Annotated in this window: 13 protein-coding genes; 7 read left to right on the top strand and 6 right to left on the bottom strand. The window is 59.4% G+C overall.

Annotated elements, in window-relative coordinates:
- Positions 1 to 72: 72 nt before the first annotated feature.
- The 7 genes from ileS to mutL all read left to right on the top strand — a co-directional run bounded on the left by ileS (position 73) and on the right by mutL (position 10,275).
- Positions 73 to 2,910 carry an isoleucine--tRNA ligase gene (gene ileS / locus FHR98_RS11575; protein WP_183416853.1) on the top strand — a complete coding sequence of 946 codons (2,838 nt, stop codon included), beginning with the start codon at positions 73 to 75 and terminating at the stop codon, positions 2,908 to 2,910.
- Positions 2,911 to 2,915: 5 nt separating this feature from the next.
- Positions 2,916 to 3,413 (top strand): signal peptidase II, encoded by a 498-nt coding sequence (gene lspA / locus FHR98_RS11570; RefSeq protein ID WP_183416852.1) that lies wholly within the window; start codon positions 2,916 to 2,918, stop codon positions 3,411 to 3,413.
- 26 nt (positions 3,414 to 3,439) lie between these two features.
- Positions 3,440 to 4,039: a DUF3035 domain-containing protein gene (locus FHR98_RS11565; protein ID WP_221205863.1), complete on the top strand. Its 600-nt coding sequence runs from the start codon at positions 3,440 to 3,442 to the stop codon at positions 4,037 to 4,039.
- A gap of 178 nt (positions 4,040 to 4,217) precedes the next feature.
- Positions 4,218 to 5,567, top strand: a complete 1,350-nt coding sequence (locus FHR98_RS11560) for a M16 family metallopeptidase (RefSeq protein ID WP_183416850.1) — start codon at positions 4,218 to 4,220, stop codon at positions 5,565 to 5,567.
- A 16-nt stretch (positions 5,568 to 5,583) separates the two neighbouring features.
- Positions 5,584 to 6,984, top strand: a complete 1,401-nt coding sequence (locus tag FHR98_RS11555; protein ID WP_183416849.1) for a M16 family metallopeptidase — start codon at positions 5,584 to 5,586, stop codon at positions 6,982 to 6,984.
- A 109-nt stretch (positions 6,985 to 7,093) separates the two neighbouring features.
- Entirely contained in the window at positions 7,094 to 8,377 is a 1,284-nt protein-coding gene (locus tag FHR98_RS11550) for a phosphoglucose isomerase-related protein (protein WP_183416848.1), read from the top strand.
- Between the two features lie 89 nt (positions 8,378 to 8,466).
- Positions 8,467 to 10,275 carry a DNA mismatch repair endonuclease MutL gene (mutL, locus tag FHR98_RS11545; RefSeq protein WP_183416847.1) on the top strand — a complete coding sequence of 603 codons (1,809 nt, stop codon included), beginning with the start codon at positions 8,467 to 8,469 and terminating at the stop codon, positions 10,273 to 10,275.
- Positions 10,276 to 10,303: 28 nt separating this feature from the next.
- Here the strand turns inward: mutL and uvrC are convergent, their stop codons facing one another.
- The 6 genes from uvrC to FHR98_RS11515 all read right to left on the bottom strand — a co-directional run bounded on the left by uvrC (position 10,304) and on the right by FHR98_RS11515 (position 16,728).
- Positions 10,304 to 12,229, bottom strand: a complete 1,926-nt coding sequence (gene uvrC, locus FHR98_RS11540) for an excinuclease ABC subunit UvrC (RefSeq protein WP_437126638.1) — start codon at positions 12,227 to 12,229, stop codon at positions 10,304 to 10,306.
- Positions 12,230 to 12,717: 488 nt separating this feature from the next.
- Positions 12,718 to 13,119: a dihydroneopterin aldolase gene (locus FHR98_RS11535; RefSeq protein WP_183416846.1), complete on the bottom strand. Its 402-nt coding sequence runs from the start codon at positions 13,117 to 13,119 to the stop codon at positions 12,718 to 12,720.
- 16 nt (positions 13,120 to 13,135) lie between these two features.
- Entirely contained in the window at positions 13,136 to 13,921 is a 786-nt protein-coding gene (locus FHR98_RS11530; protein WP_183416845.1) for an SDR family oxidoreductase, read from the bottom strand.
- A gap of 22 nt (positions 13,922 to 13,943) precedes the next feature.
- Positions 13,944 to 14,357 (bottom strand): peptide-methionine (R)-S-oxide reductase MsrB, encoded by a 414-nt coding sequence (gene msrB, locus FHR98_RS11525; protein WP_183416844.1) that lies wholly within the window; start codon positions 14,355 to 14,357, stop codon positions 13,944 to 13,946.
- A 111-nt stretch (positions 14,358 to 14,468) separates the two neighbouring features.
- Positions 14,469 to 15,551 (bottom strand): PA0069 family radical SAM protein, encoded by a 1,083-nt coding sequence (locus FHR98_RS11520; protein WP_183416843.1) that lies wholly within the window; start codon positions 15,549 to 15,551, stop codon positions 14,469 to 14,471.
- A 70-nt stretch (positions 15,552 to 15,621) separates the two neighbouring features.
- Positions 15,622 to 16,728 carry an aminoglycoside phosphotransferase family protein gene (locus FHR98_RS11515; RefSeq protein ID WP_183416842.1) on the bottom strand — a complete coding sequence of 369 codons (1,107 nt, stop codon included), beginning with the start codon at positions 16,726 to 16,728 and terminating at the stop codon, positions 15,622 to 15,624.
- Positions 16,729 to 16,812 lie beyond the last annotated feature (84 nt).

Here is a 16,812-nt window from a genome sequence, read left to right as displayed (position 1 = left end):
AACATCGCGCGCGAAGTTCTTTAAGGCGCATTCGCATCATGCGAATCTAGCGCTCTCCCGAGGTGTTGAGTGATGACCGTCGATTACAAGTCCACCGTCTTTTTGCCAAAGACCGAATTTCCTATGCGCGCGGGTCTGCCGCAAAAAGAGCCGGAAATCCTGGAACACTGGGAAAAGCTCGGTCTGTTCGATCGCCTGCGCGAGGAATCGAAAGACCGCGAATTGTTCGTTTTGCATGACGGGCCCCCCTACGCGAACGGCCATCTTCACATGGGCCATGCCCTGAATAAGATTCTTAAGGACACCATCAACCGGGCACAGCAGATGCTCGGTAAGAACGCGCATTATGTGCCGGGTTGGGATTGTCATGGCCTGCCGATCGAATGGAAGATCGAGGAAGGGTACCGCGAGCGTGGCCAGGATAAAGACGCCGTGGACAAGGTTACTTTCCGACGCGAATGCCGGGCCTTTGCCGAAAAGTGGATCGATATCCAGATCGGCGAGTTCAAGCGGTTAGGCGTTATCGGCGACTGGGAGAACCCCTATACCACCATGAAGTTCTCCGCCGAGGCGCAAATCGTTCGCGAGGTGGGCAAGTTCCTGATGAACGGCGGGCTTTACGCCGGTGCCAGGCCGGTGCTTTGGTCGGTTGTGGAGAAGACGGCGCTGGCGGATGCCGAGGTCGAGTACGCCGAGCATAAGTCGCATACCATCTGGGTGCGTTTCCCGGTTGTCACGGCGAGCCGTCGTGAATTGGAGGGAGCCAGCATCGTTATCTGGACGACCACGCCCTGGACCATCCCCTCGAACCGCGCCGTGGCTTTCGCCGAGGAGGAAACTTATGTGGTGCTGAAGGTCGGGTCGGTGCTGGAGAACAGCAAGGCCGAACCAGGCGAGCGCATCGTGATCGCCAAGGCACTGATTGAACAGGTTGCGTCCGACGCCAAGTTGGAAAGTTATGAAGTCGAAGCGGAGTTCCCTGGGTCCGCGCTTGCCGGCAGCGTTGCCGCTCATCCGCTGCGCGGCCAGGGTTATGACTACGAGGTGCCGCTTTACGAGGCTGATTTCGTGACCATGGACCAGGGCACCGGCTTCGTCCATGTGGCGCCTTCACATGGCGCCGATGACTGGGACCTAGGTCGCCGCAAGGGGTTGGAAATCACCAACAACATCGACGGCGAGGGTCGCTTTCTGCCGCACGTTCCCCTCTTTGCCGGTACGGTGGTTTACACCAGCGACGGCAAGGAAGGTGATGCCAATGTCGCCGTGATTCGGGCTTTGGCGGCGGCAGGAAAACTGCTGAACAAAGGCAGTGTGCGCCATAGCTACCCGCATTCCTGGCGTTCCAAGGCGCCGCTCATTTTCCGCAACACACCGCAATGGTTCATATCCATGGAAACGAACGGTTTGCGGGAAAAGGCGCTCAAGGCCATCGATGACACGCGCTTTGTGCCTGCAGGGGGACAGGCGCGACTGCGATCAATGATTTCCCAACGGCCGGATTGGTGCATTTCCCGTCAGCGCCTTTGGGGTGTGCCGCTGCCGATTTTCGTCAACAAGCAGACCGGCGAACCCCTGAGGGACCAAGCCGTCGTAGATCGCATCGCGGCAGTTTTCGAGGAGGAGGGCGGCGACGCCTGGTTCTCGTCGCCCGCGAGCCGTTTCCTCGGGAACGACTATGATCCCGCAGAGTATGAGCAGATCAGCGACGTGGTTGAAGTTTGGTTCGATTCCGGCTCGACTCACGCTTTCGTTCTTGAGGCGCGTCCAGAGTTGAAGTGGCCGGCCGACCTGTATTTGGAAGGATCGGATCAGCACCGCGGTTGGTTCCATTCGTCATTGCTGGAGTCCTCCGGCACGCGCGGCCGCGCGCCCTATGACGCTGTGCTAACGCACGGTTTCGTTCTGGACGAAAAGGCTCGCAAGATGTCCAAGTCGCTGGGCAACGTGGTGGCGCCTGAAGACATCATGCAGAAATATGGCGCCGACATCCTGCGCCTTTGGGTGGTCGGATCGGACTACTCGGAGGATCTGAGAATCGGCGAGCACATCATCAAGCATCAGGCCGACGCCTACCGGCGTTTGCGCAATACGCTGCGCTATCTGCTAGGCGCGCTTTCTGACTTTGAGGAGAAAGAGCGTGTCGAGGTCGCAGCGATGCCGGAACTGGAGCGTTGGGTTTTGCACCGGGTCCAGGAATTGGACAAGCAAGTGCGCGATGCGGCGAATTCCTTTGAGTTCCATGCGCTTTATCGCGCGCTGCACGACTTCTGCGCCGTCGATCTTTCCGCCTTTTATTTCGACGTTCGCAAGGACGCGCTCTATTGTGATCGCCCGGACGATCTCACCCGGCGTGCCTGCCGAACGGTGCTCGATATTCTCTTCGACTGCCTGACCTCTTGGCTGGCGCCCATTCTCTGCTTCACCACTGAGGAGGCCTGGCTGGCGCGCGGCAAGGCGCCGGAAAGTGTTCACCTGAGGGTCCATCCGACGATCCCGGCGGACTGGCGCAACGATGCGCTTGCCGACAAATGGGAGAAGGTCCGACGCGTTCGCCGTGTTGTGACCGGCGCGTTGGAGTTGGAGCGGGCCGAGAAGCGTATCGGCTCATCTCTCCAAGCCTGCCCTCTGGTTCATATCGAAGATGCCGGTCTTCGCGACGTCGTCGGGAGTGTCGATCTGGCGGCTATCTGCATCACCTCCCAGATTCGTGTTGAAGCAGGAAATGGGCCCGATGAAGCCTTCAGATTGGAGGATATCGCAGGCGTCGCTGTGGTGCCGATAACCGCCGAGGGGCAGAAATGTGAGCGCTGCTGGAAGGTCCTTCCCGAGGTCGGTGAGATCGAAGAAGTACCACGGACTTGCCGTCGCTGCGCCGATGCCGTCGGCGCCTTGGGCGGGGTGGCCTGACCGAGATGGTGCGCGGTCCTCGCTTTCTCTTCCTATCGATGGCGCTGATCGCCTTTCTGTTGGACCAGGGAAGCAAGCTGGCGATTCTGGATCTGGCCGAGGGGATCGGATGGCAGGTGCAGGTTACTGGGTTTTTTAACCTGGTTCTGGTTTTCAACCGGGGGGTCAGCTTTGGGATGCTCGGCGGACTCGGCTTGGCATGGCAACCTTATCTGCTGGCAGGGTTAGCCGTGGCCATTTCTCTTTGGTTGACGGTTTGGGCTTTTCGCAGTGCAGGCCCAAGAGTTGCCGCTGCCTTCGGTCTGATCGTGGGGGGTGCGCTGGGTAATGCGCTGGACCGGGTGCGGATCGGCGCCGTGGTGGATTTTCTTGATTTACATGCCGCCGGTTATCACTGGCCAGCGTTCAACGTCGCGGACAGCGCGCTTTTCCTGGGTGTCGCACTTGTCCTTTTGGATGGCTTGTTTGGCGGCGCGACAAAGAGTAAAACGAAGGGCCAATGAGGGACGTTTCCACGAAGGGACAGAATATGACCGCACGAGGCAAGATGAATGGGGCGATTCTCTGCCTGATGGCGGTGCTGCTGGTTGGTTGCGGCGGCGTACGCGAACAGTTCGGGTTGGAGCGCAAGCGGCCGCCTGATGAATTCCGCGTGGTTGCCCGCGCACCGCTATCGCTGCCGCCTGATTTTGCTTTGCGTCCGCCGGCGCCCGGTGCTGTGCGTCCGCAGGAAGGTTCTGCGACAGACCAAGCGCGCAATGCGGTGTTCAGGCGTGAAGGGCAGGTGGTTCCGCTCGACCAGCAGGTGACTGTCAGCGACGGACGCAGCGAAGGCGAAGTAGCGTTGCTGCGTCAAGCGGGCGCTCTCAATGCCAACCCAGCGATTCGCCAGGAGGTCAATCGCGAGGCGGCTGCTCTAGCCGAAGAGCAGGACAGCTTTATCAACAGCTTGATTTTCTGGCGCAAGCAGGAAGAGCCGGGCACCGTGATCGACGCCACTGCTGAATCGCAGCGCTTGCGCGAGAACGAAGCATTGGGACAAGCCGTCACAACCGGTGACACACCGAGCATACAGCGCAAGGAAAAAGCGATCTTTGAAGGTTTGCTGGACGGCGGCAGCCTGTTCTAGTTTCTTTCTTGGGTAGCTTGAGACCGGATAAAGTGCGCCATCAAACTATCGTGCGCGCCTGCCAAATCCGCGATCCTGCAGTTGCGTAAGCTTCCTTTCGCGCTATCTACTGAGCAGGCTGCTCCTCGTGGCGGCTGTCGCAAGTGTGGGTAGATGAAACAAGATGGGAATGCAGAGCATGCGCCGATTCACCTTACCATTACTGTTTCTGCCGGTTTTGCTGGCGCTCTCGGTTCCGGCTTTTGCGCGCATCTTCGATCCCGAATCCTTCACGTTGGACAATGGTCTGCAGGTTGTTGTTGTGAACAATGCGCGCGCACCCATCGTCACGCATATGCTTTGGTACAAGGTCGGCGCCGCGGACGAACCCGTCGGAAAATCGGGTGTCGCCCACTTTCTCGAACACCTCATGTTCAAGGGAACCGATAAGCTTGCACCGGGCGAGTTCAGCAGGATCGTCGCCGCCAATGGCGGCAGCGAGAACGCCTTCACCTCCTGGGACTACACCGGGTACTATCAGACCGTTGCAAAGGACCGTCTTGAGATCATGATGCGCCACGAGGCGGATCGCATGGCCAATCTGAAACTGGTCGATGCCATTGTTTTGCCGGAACGGGACGTGGTCCTGGAGGAGCGCCGCAGCAGGACCGACAATGAGCCGGGTGGGCGGCTTTCGGAAATGGCTCGTGCATCACTGTTTTTGCATCACCCTTACGGAACGCCGATTATCGGTTGGCCGCAGGAGGTTTCTGCGCTGACGACCCAGGATGCTATCGATTTCTATCGGCAATGGTATGCCCCTAACAATGCCGTGTTGGTGATCTCCGGCGATGTCACGGCACAAGAGGTGAAGCCGCTTGCCGAGTCGACATACGGACTTGTGCCCCGCCGCGATGTTCCAGACCGCGTGCGTCCAAGCGAACCACCACAGACGGCCCCGCGCCGTGTTTCCCTGGAAAGCGAGCAGGTGCGCCAGCCCTCTCTCTCGATCGAGTATCTCGCGCCAAGCTACAATCGGAGCACTGATGAATTCGCGCAGGCTGATCCCTACGCGTTGGAAATTCTTTCCGAATTGCTTGGTGGCGCTAGTTCTTCCCGACTATACCAACGCCTGGTGGTTGACCAGGGGTTGGCGGCAGGCGCCGGAAGCTGGTACGACGCCAGCGACTATGATCTGTCATCTTTCGGCCTCTACATCTCGCCTAGGCCCGGTGTGGACGTGGAGATAGCAGAAGAAGCGCTGCGAGCCGAGATTGCCACGCTTTTGGAAGGGGGTGTCACGCCGCAGGAGGTGAGCGATGCCAAGCAACGTCTTACCGCCGCAGCGATTTTCGCGCGTGACGATCTTTCCACGGCGCCCCGTGCTATCGGACAAGCGTTGGTAACCGGCCAGACTCTGGATGATATTGAATCTTGGCCGGAACGTATCGAGGCGGTGACCCCCGAGCAGGTGGAAGCGGCGGCCCGCGCCATTCTAAAGGACAATAGCTCGGTCACGCGCCTGCTATTGCCAAAGCCTACGAGCTAAGAGAGGAAAGCGTAACATGCTGCATCTCAGATTTTTGCGGCTCTCGGCTGTTGCTGGGCTCGCCCTCCTGACAATCCTCTCGCTCGCGGCTTCGGTGCGCGCCGCGGAGGTACAGAAAGTCCTCAGCCCAGGCGGAATTGAAGCCTGGTTGATCGAAGATCACGGCAATCCGATTCTTGCGATCGAGTTCGCGTTTTCCGGCGGCGCGGCTTTAGACCCGGTCGGCAAGGAAGGGCTTGCCAACATGGTTTCCGGCCTGTTGGACGAGGGGGCGGGTTCTTATGACTCAACGGCCTTCAGAACGGCCTTGGAAAACAATTCGATCAGCCTTTCTTACAGTGCGACCAAGGATACCTTCTCCGGCAGCTTGCGGACTTTGACGCGTAATCGGGAAAAGGCTGTGGAACTTTTGCGGCTTTCGCTCACCGAGCCCCGTTTCGACGCCGAACCGCTGGAGCGCATCAAGGCGCAGATACTGACCGGTATAGCGCGGCGCGAAAAAGACCCCGACGCGCTGGCGGGAAGGACGCTCTGGCAACTGCTCTATCCGGATCATGCCTATGGGCGCGAAACCTCGGGAACGGTGGACAGCATTGCAGCGATTGATAGTGAGGACCTGCGGGCCTTCGTGGCCGAACGTTTGAACCTGAAACGCCTGAAAATTGGTGTCGTAGGCGATATCACGGCGAGCGAGCTTGCGAGCCTGCTGGACGAAGCGTTTGGCGCGCTGCCAGCGGCCGGCGATACGACCCTGGTTGCCGATGTCGCGCCGGCCAACCTGGGTGAAACGGTCGTGATCGACGCGCCGATTCCGCAATCCATCGTTGCCTTTGCCCAACCGGGTCTAAAGCGTGACGACCCGGATTACTACGTCGCCTACGTGGTCAACCACATCCTTGGCGGCGGCGGTTTCACCTCCCGCCTGTTTGCCGAGGTGCGGGAGAAGCGTGGACTTGCCTATTCGGTATACTCTTATCTGCTGCCGCTCGACCATACGGCGTTGGTTTATGGCGGCGTCGCAACCGCGGGTGAACGAGTGGGCGATTCCTTGAATTTGATCCGTGCGGAGTGGGAACGCTTGGCCGAAGAAGGGCCGACGGCAGAGGAATTGGAAGCGGCCAAGACCTATCTGACCGGCTCATTCCCACTTAGGTTCTCCAACAGCGGGCGGATCGCAGGCATGTTGTTGGGCATGCAGATCGAAAATCTTGGGATCGATTACCTGGAGCGCCGAAACGACTATATCGACGCGGTCACGCTGGAGGATGCCCGCCGCGTCGCCCGTAAGCTGTTTGATGTGAAGAACTTGACGGTAGTCGTTGTCGGACAGCCGCAGAACGTCGTGCCAACCCGCGCGGCGCCAGAGGAGCCGCCGGCTGGGCAGCCCGCCGACACCGAAGGAAAAACCCAGGGGTAGGGCCCGGGCGATAGGGTCGGGGGCTCAATGTCTTCCTGTTCGCTTTCTTCCCTTGCATTGTGGAACCGGCGCGGTTCTTCTATGAAAAAATGGGGGGCAGTGAACAGATATGAGCTACAGGATTGACAGCAACGGTTGCTTGGCCAGCGTTATCGGCGAACAAGGACTGGCGGAGGCAACCTATCGCGGCATGCTGCGCCGCGCCGTGCGGGCCTGCGAAGGCCTTGCCAGGCAGCGGACAAGTGGCCAGATGGCGTTGCTGCAGGTGCCGGAGTGGCGATCGGATCTGGACGAGATAGAGGCTTTGGCGACCCGGTTCCGGGAGTCCTTCGATCAGATTTTTATTCTGGGAACCGGCGGTTCTTCGCTCGGCGCCAGGACAATCACCCGGTTGGCGGGGTTTTCATCCAAACCGCGGCTTATCTTTTTGGAGAACGTCGATCCGGTCAGCGTCTCGGATCGTCTGGCGGACTGCGACCCGGCGCGCGCCGGCGTCATCGTTATCTCCAAATCCGGCGGCACCGCCGAGACTTTGGCGCAAGCCGCGCTGGTTTTGGATTTTTTTCGCAGCGCCTTGGATGAAGCTGCCTTGCCCGCGCACTTTCTTGTTCTGACCGAGCAGCGCGATTCCGCGCTCAGTCGTTTGGCAGCGCGCTTTTCCTTACCGAGAACCGATCATGTGACCGATATCGGCGGACGGTTTGCGGTTTTGACCAATGTCGGGTTGCTACCGGCGCGTCTGGCCGGGCTGGACTGTGCGGCCCTTCGCGCAGGTGCCGCTGAGGCGTTGAACCGCTGTCTGGTATCGGGTGAGAGCGACGAAAACTTGCCCGCGGTAGGCGCCGCGATCTCTGTTGGCCTTTGCCAAACGCGGGGTATCAGCCAGTCGATCATGATGCCCTACAGCGACCGTTTACAGCCCTTCGGTTACTGGTACCGACAGATTTGGGCGGAAAGTCTGGGCAAGGAAAAGCAGGGTACGACACCGATCAACGCGCTGGGCACGGTAGACCAGCACAGTCAGTTGCAACTCTATCTCGATGGGCCTGATGACAAGCTCTTCACCTTCATCGAGTTGGAGGAAAATGGGGGCGGTGCACGCTTTGCCGAAGATTTGACGCACGACCCTGACTTGCGATACCTGCGCGGTCACAAGATGGGGGATCTTTTGAGGGCGTCGGCGCAAGCCACGGCGGACAGTCTGCTTATGGCCGGTCGGCCGGTTCGCCGACTGACACTGCAGCGACTCGACGAGCATGAGTTAGGATCGCTTTTCATGCATTTCATGCTGGAAACCATCCTGGCTGCGGACTTGTTCGGTGTCGATCCCTTCGGCCAGCCTGCGGTCGAGACCGGAAAACGTCTGGCACGCGATTACCTGAAGGAGGTCTGAGAGCCGCCAACGGACGCGGCCTCCGGGGGTAGGAGCCAGTTGGGGTCTAGGAGGCCGTGGTACGTGCCGCGGCACTGGGAGAGTTCGCTATGCCAATCCGCAGACTGCCGGAAACCCTGGTCAACCAAATCGCCGCCGGCGAAGTGGTCGAGCGTCCGGCATCGGCAGTTAAAGAGCTGATCGAAAACGCTCTGGACGCTGGCGCTCGACGGGTTGATGTCAGCCTGCGCGATGGCGGCAAGGCGTTAATCGCCGTCACCGATGATGGTTGCGGCATGACACGCGAAGAGTTGGAATTGGCCGTGGAACGGCATGCCACCTCCAAATTACCCGATGACGACCTGGTGCATATCCGTCATTTGGGATTCCGGGGGGAGGCCTTGCCGTCAATCGCCGCCGTGGCACGGGTGACACTGACCAGCCGCCAGAGCGGTGCCGACGAAGCCTGGGCCCTGGTGGTGGAAGGTGGCAAGCAACAAAAGCCGAAGCCGGCGGCGTTGGATCGCGGCACGAGGGTTGAAATTCGTGACCTTTTCTTTGCGACCCCGGCGCGGCTCAAATTCCTCAAGCAAAGCCGAACCGAGACCGGTTACACACTCGACATCGTCAAGCGTTTGGCGATGGCCAACCCCTCGGTTGCCTTCTCGCTGGAAGAGGATGGCCGGGATCATCTCCGCCTGCCCGCCGGACAGGGAGACTTTTTCGACCAACGCCTCAAGCGCCTGAGCGCCATCATGGGGCGGGAGTTTGGCGAGAATGCCCTGCCTATCGAAGCTGAACGCGAGGGCATTCGCCTGTCGGGGTTTATCGGTCTGCCGACGCTCAACCGATCGACGAGTCAATTGCAGTACCTCTTCGTCAATGGGCGACCGGTTCGCGATAAGCTGCTCTACGGCGCTGTTCGTGGCGCCTATCGTGATTTCTTGGCGCATGACCGCCATCCGCTTCTGGCGCTCTTTCTCGATATTCCGCCCGATGAGGTGGACGTCAACGTTCACCCCATGAAAGCCGAGGTCCGATTTCGCGATCAAGGCGTGGTGCGCGGCTTGATCGTCAGCGCCTGCCGCCATGCGCTCGCCGAAGCCAGGCATAGGGCCAGCACGACGGTGGCGGAAGGTGCGTTGGGCGCATTCCGTCGGGAGCAACCTGGAAACTACGCGGGCAGCTACCGGGGGAGTGCCTTGCCCCGCGGTCTTTCGGATCGCGGCTTTGACTATCAGGCGCCGTTGTCCGGCTTGGCAGGCGAGCCGCTTGCGCCCGACGGCAGTGCCCGGAGTATTGACGGCGCGCCGGAGGAGCCTAGCGGCCCGGCAACCGACTTCCCGTTGGGCGCCGCTCGCGCACAGCTACACGAGACCTACATCGTCGCTCAGACCGCAGATGGCATCGTCATCGTCGACCAGCATGCCGCGCATGAGCGCCTGGTCTATGAACGCATGAAAGAGCAGATGGCGGGTGCAGGCGTCGCCCGACAGATACTCCTGATCCCCGAAGTTGTGGAACTTGAACAGGAAGATGCTCGCCGCCTAGCTGATCGAGCCGAAGAATTGGCGGCGCTGGGGTTGGTGCTGGAGGCCTTCGGTTCTGGTGCGGTGGTGGTGCGCGAGGTGCCGGCGCTGCTCGGCAAACTAGATGTGCAGGGTCTGGTACGTGATCTCGCCGATGAGTTATCCGAAATGGATCAGGCGCTCGCCTTGACCGAACGTTTGGGTGAGGTCTGCGGTACGATGGCCTGTCATGGCTCCGTCCGTGCCGGACGCCGCCTCGCGGCGGAGGAGATGAATGCGTTGTTGCGGCAAATGGAGGCGACGCCTCACTCGGGGCAATGCAACCATGGGCGCCCGACTTATGTCGAACTGAAGCTCGCCGACATCGAGAAGCTCTTCGGTCGGCGCTGACCCATCCGGGCCGGAGGCCAGGCACTCATCATGGCTGCGGATGAAAGTGATCGTAGATTTTTTGTGCCACGGTTTCGCTGATGCCCTCAACAGCCGTCAAATCGGCAAGACCGGCGCGACTGACGGCTCTGGCGGAACCAAAGTGGAGCAGCAAAGCTTTTTTGCGCCGCGCGCCGATCCCTGAAATTTCGTCCAGTGGTGATGCCGTGAGCTTTTTGGCGCGGCCCAGACGGTGCGAGCCGATGGCAAAGCGGTGGGCTTCGTCGCGCAGACGCTGAATGAAATAGAGTACGGGGTCACGCTGCGCCAACAGGATCGGTTCACGGCCCGGCAGAAAAATTCGTTCACGACCGGCATCGCGGTCGGGACCCTTGGCGATGGCGGCGATGGGTTGCTGGTCAATTCCAAGCTCCGCCAATACCTCCAGGGCGACCGATAGCTGGCCCCTACCACCATCGAGCAGGACAAGATCGGGCCATTGACCCTTGTCGCGGTCGGGGTCTTCCTTCTGGGCCCGGCTGAATCGCCGCTGCATGACCTCGCGCATCATTCCGTAGTCGTCACCACCGGTTTCCGTTTGCGGGCTGCGGATGCCGAATTTTCGATAGGCGTTCTTCTGGAATCCTTCCGGCCCGGCGACAATCATTGCGCCGTAGGGGGACGTACCTTGCAGATGAGAGTTGTCGTAGACCTCGACCCGTTCCGGTGTGCCGTCCAATCCCATGAGATCGCCAAGCTCGGCCAGCAGCTTGCGTTGCGCGGAACTTTCCGCCAACCGCCGCGCCAATGCCTCTCGCGCATTGTTCAGTGCTTGCTCCATCACCTTGCGGCGGGTGCCACGAAGAGGTCTGGCAAGGCGCACCCTGCGACCGGCCTTCAAGCTCAGCGCTTCAGCCAACAGGCTTGCTTGCGGCACTTGATGGCTCATCACAACATCTGGCGGCGGAGGCTTGTTATCATAGAACTGGGCGATAAAGGCACCCAAGACCGCCTCGGCGGTTTCGCTTTTGTCATGGCTTGGGAAATAGGCCCGGTTGCCGTAATTCCGCCCGCCGCGGAAAAAGAAAACTTGAATGCAGGTCTGCCCGCCCTCCTCGGCCAAGGCCAGGATATCGGCATCCTCCAACCCTTCGATATTGATTTCCTGGTGCGACTGAATGTGGCTCAGCGCCCGCACGCGGTCGCGGTAAATGGCCGCCGTTTCAAAATCGAGAGCATCGGAGGCGGCCTCCATCCGGCTCGCCAGTTCGCGCTGAATCTGGTTGCTGGCCCCCGAGAGGAAGGCCTGTGCCTGATCCACCAACGCGGCGTAATTTTCCTGACTGATGCGCTCGACGCAGGGCGCTGAGCACCGCTTGATCTGAAACAGCAAGCAGGGGCGTGTACGGCTGGAAAACACGTGGTCGGAACAAGACCGAAGCAGGAAGGCCTTCTCCAAAGCCGTCACCGTGCGGTTGACCGCGCCGGCCGAGGCAAAGGGGCCGAAGTACTTGCCCGGCCGATTGTGCGCGCCGCGATGCTTGGTGATCTGTGCGAAGGCGTGATCCCCGGTAATCAGGATGTAAGGGAAGGATTTATCGTCGCGCAGCAGTACGTTGTAGCGCGGCATCAATCGCTTTATCAGATTGCTTTCCAGCAGCAGGGCCTCGACTTCGCTGGCGGTTGTGACAACCTCCATGGATTGCGTTGACGCGACCATACGTTGTAGGCGGCGTGGCAATTTTTGTATCTGTGTATAGGTTGCGACACGCTTCTTGAGGTCGCGGGCTTTTCCCACGTAGAGCGCATCGCCACGCCTGTCGAGCATCCGGTAGACGCCCGGTTGATGGGGCAGAGTTCGCACTGTTGCGGCAATGGCTTCGACACCGCGGGAAATGCCGCGTGGACTGTTTTTGGATTCCGCTTCCGGCTTTGCTTCGGCCCGGTAAGCCTCAGCCTCTTCGGCCAGCATCATAGGTGCCCGCTTGCCGCCTTGGCTCAGGTCCTTCGGTCGTCTGGTTCCTTTTCGTTGGGCCATGATGCCTTCGGGGTTTATTGCGGATTTGCAAATAAATTCTAAGGGTTGTTGATCCTTCGGAAAACCGTTCCCGCAGTCATCCACCATTCCTGTGGACAAAGCTGTGATTAACTTCTCGGGGAGGTGGTCCCCTCCTAGGCCCTCCTAGCCTTTCTATGCTTTGCCTAATTTTTGGGCAAAGTTTATAACCAATTGATTTTATTATAAGTACGGCCTGTCAACTGCAATTAAAATGTCACGATCGTCTTTTTTACATTGACTCACTGTGCTACAAGAAACCCTCAAATTGACTGTGTAAAACTTTCGCCTTTGATGCGATGGGCCAGCGTCATTGATTCCAAAGACTTAACGACCTTGCTTGAAATTAACCGAGAGGTGAAAGCCTCAAAGTGGGGTCCAAAATTGCTTGCCGAATATCCGAATCTTTAAGTGTTTCTTTGCCAAGTAACTTCGATACCCACAGATTCCGCATCGTTGCAAAGTTCCAGCTTGCCAATCGATACAGTGACGGATTCGACAAACTCAGCTTCAAGACAGGTCGCGGCGATCCGGTCGGCCAAAACTTCCAACAGACGGGCACGGCTGTTTGCACAGATTTCGCGGATGCGATCCAGGATGGGGCCGTAATCCACGACGTGATGGATTGTGTCGTCAAGGGGTCGGATCACCCGCGTCGTCATTTCCAGGTCCAGCCTGAGGCGTTGTCGTTCCTCACGCTCCCAATCGGGATATCCGATATGGCTTTCCACAACCATATTGTGCACCCGTATTTTCTGCCCGCTGACAACGCATCCGAGCGCTTTGGGGTCGGGAATATCCAAAGTCATGATACCTCGTGCTCATTCATTCCTGTGGGGGGCGGGTGTCTTTTGGTAGGCTCCAGGCGAGATGTTGGCCGCCGTCCAGCGCTATCATCTGCCCGGTCATGGAACGCGCCGCAAGGATGAATGACAGTGCGCTAGCGATCTCTTCGGGGCTGGTGCCCTGGCCCAGGGGCATGGACCGCGCCATGCGACGAAACTCTTCGTCGCTCTGGCGCGGGCTGGGAAGCGCCGGGCCGGGGCCTATGCCGTTCACCCTGATGCGCGGAGCCAGCGCCAGCGCCATGGTCTGTGTGAGCGTCCAAAGCGCCGCCTTGGAGACTGTGTAACTCATGAAATAGGGTGTCAGGTTCCAAACCCGCTGATCCAGCATGTTGACGATGACGCCACAGGCGGAATCCGGCAAAGCTCTTGCGAAGGCTTGGCCGAGGACGAAAGGCGCCCGCAGGTTGGGCTCCATGGCCATGTCCCACGTCTTCCGGTCAGCGCTTGCAACAGTATCCCATTCGAAGGTGGAGGCGTTGTTGACCAAGACACCGAGTGGACCCAGGGCTCGCTGCGCCTCCGGCAGCAGCTCGGCGACCTGCGATTCGTCTGCCAGGTTTGCCTTCAGCGCGACCGCTTTCCCGCCGCTCTCGCGTATCTGGCGCACAACGGCAAGCGCCTCGCTCGAGGAACGATTGTGATGCACCGCGACGGCATACCCTTCTTCGGCCAGCCTGAGCGCCAGGGCGCGCCCTATGCGTTTACCGCCGCCGGTAACCAAAGCCGCTTTAGGATAATCTTTGTCATGCACCCTGGGGCTCATGCCGTCTCTTTCTCCATCTTGCCTAAGAAGCCTCGCCTTCGCCTTCTTTAGCCTTGAAGGTGAGTGAGGCTGAATTTATGCAGTATCGCAAGCCGGTCGGTTGCGGGCCGTCTTCGAAGACATGCCCCTGGTGCGCGCCGCAAGTGGCGCAATGCACCTCCGTCCGCTTCATCCACAGTTTCCGGTCGGTCTTGGTCTCTACCGCCGCTTCGCTTACCGGTTGCCAGAACGAGGGCCATCCCGTTCTCGAATCGAACTTATGATCACCGGCAAAGAGCGCTTCGCCGCAGACCACGCAGTGGTAGGTGCCAGCCTTTTTGTTGTCCCAAAGTTTACCCGTGAAGGCCCGCTCGGTGCCTTCCTCCTGGGTCACGTGATAAGCCTCTAGCGAGAGTCTCTGACGCAATTCGTCCTGGCTGAATTTTCGCTGGGTCATGGCATACAATCTCCTGACTTCGAACCTGACTTGCCTGCGAGAAAAGGTGGGCGCGGCGCAGCTTACTGTCCAGCGTTTCCGGTTCAAGGCCGTTCACATTTCGTGAGAGCCTTATAGCAGGCTCATTTGACCTTTGTCTTCCATGGGTCTGCGAAAAAGACTCACATCCAAAGACCAGGTTTCACGGTTAGGCTCCAAGCCCAGCCGCCTGCAGGCCAGTTTGAAGCGCCGCGATAACAGTTGTGCTTCGGGTCCTTCGCCCGACATCCTGCGGCCAAAGCGCGCATCGTACAGCTTACCGCCGCGCATCGCTTTGAGGCGTGCCAGTACCCTGTTCTTTCGATCCGGGAAATGTGTTTCCAGCCACTCTTCGAAGAGATCCTTGATCTCCAATGGCAGGCGCAAAAGAACATAACCCGCGTGCCCCGCGCCGGCTTCTGCCGCTGCCTCAAGGAGTGCCTCCAGTTCATGATCGTTGATCGCCGGGATCAATGGGGCAGTCAGAACGGTTACCGGAACCCCGCTCCGGCTGAGAGCCGCAACCGTGTCCAACCGCCTTTGCGGGCTGGCGGCACGCGGCTCCATGATTCTGGAAAGCCGCGGGTCAAGGCTGGTGAGCGAGACGCAAACCCGCACCAAGCGCTGCTTTGCCATTGCCGTCAGAATATCCAGATCACGCAGCACCAGCGCGGATTTCGTGACGATGGTGGCCGGGTGCTTCGCTTCGGCCAAAACCTCCAAAATCTGCCGCGTGAGCCTCAGCTTCTTTTCCAACGGTTGATAGGGGTCGGTGTTGGCACCCAGAGCTATCGGCGAGGGTTGGTATCCAGGACGGCTGATCTCCCGGCGTAGCAAGGATGCGGCGTCATACTTGGCGAAGAGTTTGGTTTCGAAATCGAGACCCGGAGAAAGCCCTAGAAAGGCATGCGTCGGCCGTGCGAAGCAGTAGACGCAACCATGCTCGCAACCGCGATAGGGATTGATCGAGCGATCAAAGGGCACATCTGGTGAATCGTTGTGTGCCAGGATGCTGCGACTGCGATCCGGTTGGATTTGAGTTTGCGGTTTTTCATGCTCGCTTTCCGCTTCCAAAGAACCCCACCCATCGTCGACGGCTTCATGCTGGAACCGCTCATAACGACCATCGCTGTTGGACAACGCGCCTCTGCCTTTATGGACACCCTGCCTCGTCATCGCCGCTATCCTTTCTGCTTATCGAGAGGGTAGCAGAGAAACAGAACAAAACAAGAACTTTAAGATGAAATCAGAGATCGATAAGGCCTTCGAGCGTCGGCGATTCCAACCATTCGGACTGCATCATGGTGACCGTGTCGCCGCTCAGGTAATGATCGACCCGGTCACGGACATGGTCGATCACTGTGGCATCGGTGTTATCGGCAGACCAATCGCGTGTCTCGGCTGCGGAGGTCTTGTCGCTGGTTGCGGCCTTCTTATGCTCGACGCGCCAGAGTGCGCACCATGTCAGCGCACGCAGCAGCAAAAGGCGCCGCATCGGAATCAGCCAGGGCTCCAGCTGCACGGCGAAATCCATACTTTTAAGCGCGGCGACCTGAGTCAGATAAGCTCGATAGAAACCGGCGATCTCCGCCAACGTCAAAACAGCATAGGTGGCGCTGTCCCAAGTAGTCGAGGAATAGACCGTTGCATGGGCAAGGTCGATACCGGGCGCACCGTAAAGGGCCTTCTCAAGATCGACGATGACTGCTTTGCTGCTGGTGATCAGGAAGTTGCCGGGATGCGTGTCCGTCAGAACCAATGTCACCGGCTGCGGCGATGTTCGGCGTCGAACCGCAGCGGCAAAGGAGCGGGCCCAATCAAGTTCACCTTCGATGGCGGCTTCGGCACGCGGGTCCAATCCGGCAGGCTTTAAATAGCGCGCCTGGGATTCGATCTCCTTGAGGATCCCGGCGACCGGGTCGCTGTGATCCTCCAGCGGCGGCCGTTCCGCAGGTGGCGGCAGGGGCAGGGCATGAACCCGCGCCATGGCTTCGGCCAGGAGAGGAAGATCGCGCGGCAGAATGGGCGCCATGCCATTGATTTCCTCAACCAGGAGCGCCCCCATGGGCAGATCGGGGCCCGGCTCGAAAACACTTCTCAGGCGCGGCGCCTGACCGCTGGCCCCGACCCGCCCGAAGCAAGCGGCTTGATAGGTTAGGTTTTCGCTTGCGGAAAACCCGAACTGGCTTTGTTTGGGGACACGCAGCAACCAGCCTGTACCCTTTACCCGCAGGTGATCGTGCGCCAAGCCTTTGGCATCCATCTCTTCAAGCGCCTCGATGGGCAGGTGGTAAAAGCCTGCAACGGCGGTCAGCCGCGCGTGCAAGGCTCGTATGATCTGCGTTTCCACCATGTTTCCGACCGCGTACCCCTAAAAGCCCGTCCCCACGCGCTTTACCGACGTTTGCCAAGAAGTCCAGCGATCATAAAAACGTGG

Origin of the sequence: Limibacillus halophilus, from assembly GCF_014191775.1 — a bacterium.
Lineage (GTDB): Bacteria > Pseudomonadota > Alphaproteobacteria > Kiloniellales > CECT-8803 > Limibacillus > Limibacillus halophilus.
The sequence above is the reverse complement of the archived record's forward strand: the minus strand, read 5'-3'. Positions and strand labels throughout refer to the sequence as shown.